Annotated in this window: 3 protein-coding genes; all 3 read right to left on the minus strand. The window is 69.4% G+C overall.

Annotated features, from left to right (window positions below; translation table 11 throughout):
* Positions 1–1,834 (minus strand): thiol reductant ABC exporter subunit CydD (cydD, locus tag ACFU99_RS33600; protein ID WP_384399295.1); only part of this gene is annotated, 1,834 nt, incomplete at its 3' end.
* 16 nt (positions 1,835–1,850) lie between these two features.
* Positions 1,851–2,858 (minus strand): cytochrome d ubiquinol oxidase subunit II, encoded by a 1,008-nt coding sequence (gene cydB, locus ACFU99_RS33605; RefSeq protein WP_384399298.1) that lies wholly within the window; start codon positions 2,856–2,858, stop codon positions 1,851–1,853.
* Positions 2,859–2,880: 22 nt separating this feature from the next.
* Positions 2,881–4,482: a cytochrome ubiquinol oxidase subunit I gene (locus ACFU99_RS33610; protein ID WP_384399301.1), complete on the minus strand. Its 1,602-nt coding sequence runs from the start codon at positions 4,480–4,482 to the stop codon at positions 2,881–2,883.
* Between the last annotated feature and the right edge of the window lie 216 nt (positions 4,483–4,698).

Here is a 4,698-nt window from a genome sequence, read left to right on the forward strand (position 1 = left end):
CCCGTACGGCCGCGAGCACACCGGCTCGCCGTTCCTTCGGAACGGCCCAGGGATCGGGCTGGGCGGCATCCGCGACGAGGTCGCCCGTACGCGCGTCGCCATCGCCCTGCGCCCGTACGGCGGCAGCGCCCGCCTCCGCACGTACCGCGGCGTCCTCGTCGGACGCCCTGCCGCCCGGCACCGCCGCGTCCTCGGGCCGCTCCAGGCGCACCACGCGGTCGGCGACCGCGAGCAGGGCCGGGCGGTGCACGACGAGCAGCACCGTGCGGCCGACCGCCAGCCTGCGGACCGCGTCGACGACCGATGCCTCCGTCTCGCCGTCCAGATTCGCCGTCGGCTCGTCGAGCAGCAGGACCGGCCGGTCCGCGAGGAACGCCCGCGCCAGCGCGACACGTTGCCGCTGCCCGGCGGAGAGCCCCGCGCCGTCCTCGCCGAGCCGGGTGTCAGTGCCATGCGGCAGCATGGACACGAAGTCGAGGGCACCGGCCTCGCGCAGCGCGTCCCGCACCTGCGCGTCGTCGGCGTCCGGCCGCGCCAGCCGTACGTTCTCGCCGACCGTCCCGGCGAAGAGGTACGGCCGCTGCGGCACCCAGGCCACCTGGTCGTGCCAGCTTTCGGGGGAGAGCGATGAGAGGTCCTTACCGCCCACGAGCACGCGCCCGCTCACGGGCCGCTCGAAGCCCAGCACCGCGTTCAGCAGCGTGGTCTTGCCGACCCCGCTCGGGCCCACGACCGCGACGGTCTCGCCGGGCGCGACCTCCAGCGAGGTCTCGTCCAGGGATGCCCGCGCACGTCCCTCATGCCGGACCACGAGCCGCTCCACCGTCAGCGCCGCCTCGCCCGCCCGCGGTGCGGTCTCCGCGCCGGGCGCGGCGGCGGGCTCGCTCTCCAGTACCGCGAAGACCTCGTCGGCGGCCGACAGCCCCTCCGCCGCCGCGTGGTACTGCGCGCCGACCTGCCGCAGCGGCAGATACGCCTCGGGCGCGAGCACCAGCACCATGAGGCCCGTATAGAGGTCGAGTTCGCCGCGTACGAGCCGCAGCCCGATGCCGACGGCGACCAGCGCGACCGACACCGTGGCGAGGAGTTCCAGCGCGAAGGAGGAGATGAAGGCGATCCGCAGGGTCCGCAGTGTCGCCCGCCGGTAGTCGGCCGTGATCGAACGGATCGACTCGGCCTGCGCCTTGGCGCGCCCGAAGACCTTGAGCGTGGGCAGCCCGGCGACGACGTCGAGGAAGTGCCCGGACAGCCGGGACAGCAGCCGCCACTGCCGGTCCATGGTGGACTGCGTGGCCCAGCCGATGAGGATCATGAACAGGGGGATGAGCGGCAGCGTGATGACGATGATCAGCGCCGAGACCCAGTCCGCGGTGACGATACGGGCCAGGACGGCTACGGGCACCACGGCCGCGAGCCCCAACTGGGGCAGATAGCGGGCGAAGTAGTCGTCCAGCGCGTCGATGCCGCGGGTGGCGAGGGTGGTCAGCTCGCCCGTGCGCTGCCTGCTGAGCCAGCCGGGGCCCAGCTTCGCGGCGTGGGCGAGGAGCCGCAGCCGCAGTTCGGACTTGACCGAGGCGCTCGCCCGGTGCGCGGCCAACTCCGTCAGCCAGGCGACGGCGGCCCGGCCCACCGCGACCGCGCCGAGCAGCAGCAGCCGCCCGGTGAGGTCGCCGGCGGTACGGCCGTGCTGGAAGGCCCCGACCACGATGTCGGCGATGAGCATCGCCTGGGCGATGACGAGGCCGGCCCCCGCCAGCCCGAGGGCCACGGTCGCGACCAGGAACAGGCGGGTCGCTCTCGCGTAGGTGAGCAGGCGGGGGTCGACAGGTTTCACGTGGAACCGTCCCTCGTCAGTGCGCGGCCGGGTCGGGGATGTGCTGGGTGCCGATCCTCTTGCGGAACACCCAGTACGTCCATGCCTGGTAGGCCATGACCAGCGGCGTCATGATGACCGCCACCCAGGTCATGATCTTCAACGTATACGGGCTGGACGCCGCGTTGGCGGCCGTCAGGCTCCAGTCCGGGTTGGTGGACGACGGCATCACGTTGGGGAACAGGGCGAGGAAGAGCATCGCGACCGCCGCCGCGATGGTTACCCCGGACAGGGCGAACGCCCAGCCCTCGCGCCCCAGTCGGTTCATGACCAGCGCCACCACCAGGGCCGCCACCGCGACGATCATCGCGGCCAGGCTGCGCCCGTTGCCGGTGTGCACCTGCGTCCAGATCAGGAAGACCAGCGCCAGCACCGCGGCCGCCAGCCCCAGTACGGTCGCGAGCCGCCGCGCCCGTACCCGGATGTCGCCGGCCGTCTTGAGGGCGGCGAACACCGCGCCGTGGAAGGTGAAGAGCACCAGCGTGACCAGGCCGCCGAGCAGGGCGTACGGGTTGAGCAGATCGAGCACATCGCCGGTGTAGTTCTTGTCCGGGCCGATCGGCACGCCGCGCACGATGTTGCCGAAGGCGACGCCCCACAGGAAGGCGGGGAGCAGCGAGGCCCAGAAGATGGCGTGCTCCCAGTTGCGCTGCCAGCGCTCCTCGGGCCGCTTCTGCCGGTACTCGAAGGCGACGCCGCGGACGATCAGGCAGACCAGGATGGCGAGCAGCGGAAGGTAGAAGCCGCTGAAGAGGGTCGCGTACCAGTCGGGGAAGGCGGCGAACGTCGCACCGCCGGCGGACAGCAGCCAGACCTCGTTGCCGTCCCAGACCGGGCCGATCGTGTTGATCAGCACCCGGCGTTCCTTGCGGTCCTTGGCGAGGACCTTGGTCAGGACGCCGATGCCGAAGTCGAAGCCTTCGAGGAAGAAGTAGCCGATCCACAGGACGGCGATCAGCAGGAACCAGAAGTCGTGAAGATGCATGGTCGTTCTCTCCCTTCCCGTGTCAGTAGGCGAATGTCATCGGCTTGTCGGCGTCCTCGGCCCCGGCGCCGTCCTCGGCGCCGTCACCGCCGCCGCTGCCGCCGGACGGGGGCCGCAGCCTCGGGTCCTTGGCGGGCGGCCGCTCGTCGAAGTCCGGTCCGGCCTTGACGTACTTGATGAGCAGCCTGGCCTCGACGATCGCGAGGATTCCGTAGAGCAGCGTGAAGACGACCATGGAGGTGATGACCTCGCCGGTGCCCACGCCGGGCGACACCGCGTCCTTGGTCTTCATCAGCCCGTAGACGACCCAGGGCTGGCGGCCCATCTCCGTGAAGATCCAGCCAAATGAGATGCCGACGATCGGGAAAAGCATGGTGAGCATGCCGATCCGCCAGGACCACTTGGTGAAGAAGGTGCTCATCTCGATCCGCTTGGTGAGCATCAGCCGTGGCACCTCTTCGTCCCCCGTTCGGAATTCGGGGGCCAGCCAGCGCTTCTTGCGGGTCGTCCACAGTCCGATCAGGCCCGCGACGAACGAGGTCATGCCGACGCCGATCATCAGCCGGAAGCCCCAGAACGCCACGAAGATGTTGGGGATGTAGTCGTCCGGCTCGCCGCCGTACTTCTCCGCCTCGGCCTTGGCGGTGTCGTGGATGCCGGGGACCGAGTCGGTGAAGTTGTCGTGGGCGAGGAACGACAGCACCCCGGGGATCGACAGCTCGACGGTGTTGTGGCCCTTGTTGACGTTGCCGACCGCGAAGACGGAGAACGGGGCGGGCTCCTTGGTCTCCCACAGCGCCTCGGCCGCCGCCATCTTCATCGGCTGCTGCTGGAACATGACCTTGCCGAGGGTGTCGCCGCTGATGGCGGTGCCAAGCCCGGCGATGACCGTGACGATCAGGCCGACCCGCAGTGAGCTGCGCATCGCGCCGATCTTCTTGCGCTCCTTGTCCCCCGGCGCCTGCCCGGCCGCCTGCCGCCGCTTGGCCTTCCACAGGTGGTACGAGGCGACGCCGATGACGAACGCGCCGCCCGCGAGGAAGGCCGCGGTGATGGTGTGGAAGAACTGCGTCAGCGTCGTGTTCTGGGTCAGAACGCGCCAGATATCGGTGAGCTGCGCCTTGCCCGTCGACTTGTCGATCGTGTAGCCGGTCGGGTGCTGCATCCAGGAGTTGGCGGCGAGGATGAAGTACGCCGAGAGGACCGTGCCGACCGCGACGATCCAGATGCAGGCGCAGTGGATCTTCTTCGGCAGCTTGTCCCAGCCGAAGATCCACAGCCCGATGAAGGTCGACTCGAAGAAGAAGGCGATCAGCGCCTCCATCGCGAGCGGCGCGCCGAAGACGTCACCGACGAAGCGCGAGTAGTCGGACCAGTTCATGCCGAACTGGAACTCCTGGACGATGCCGGTCACGACGCCCATCGCGATGTTGATGAGGAAGAGCTTTCCCCAGAACTTGGTCGCGTGGAAGTACTTCTCCTTGCCCGTACGGACCCAGGCCGTCTCCAGGCCGGCGGTGATCGCCGCGAGACTGATCGTGAGGGGCACGAAGAGGAAGTGGTAGACGGTGGTGATGCCGAACTGCCATCGCGCCAGGGTCTCCGGCGCCAAAGCCAGGTTCACGTCGGGCTCTCCTTCACCTTTCGTACCGCTCTCGTTCAGCCGCAGTGTGCCCTTTTTGTCTGATCGCAAGTGGGACGCAAGGCAGACATAACGGGACACGCTTGTGAACGCGTTCACATTCACAAGCAATTATGACGCACACACCCGCGCGGACGTCGGGCGGGGGGCCGAAAAGCGACGTCCCGCGCCGGAGAGTGGCGCGGGACGTCTGGAGGT

Origin of the sequence: Streptomyces sp. NPDC057654, assembly GCF_042800135.1 — a bacterium.
Classification (GTDB): domain Bacteria; phylum Actinomycetota; class Actinomycetes; order Streptomycetales; family Streptomycetaceae; genus Streptomyces.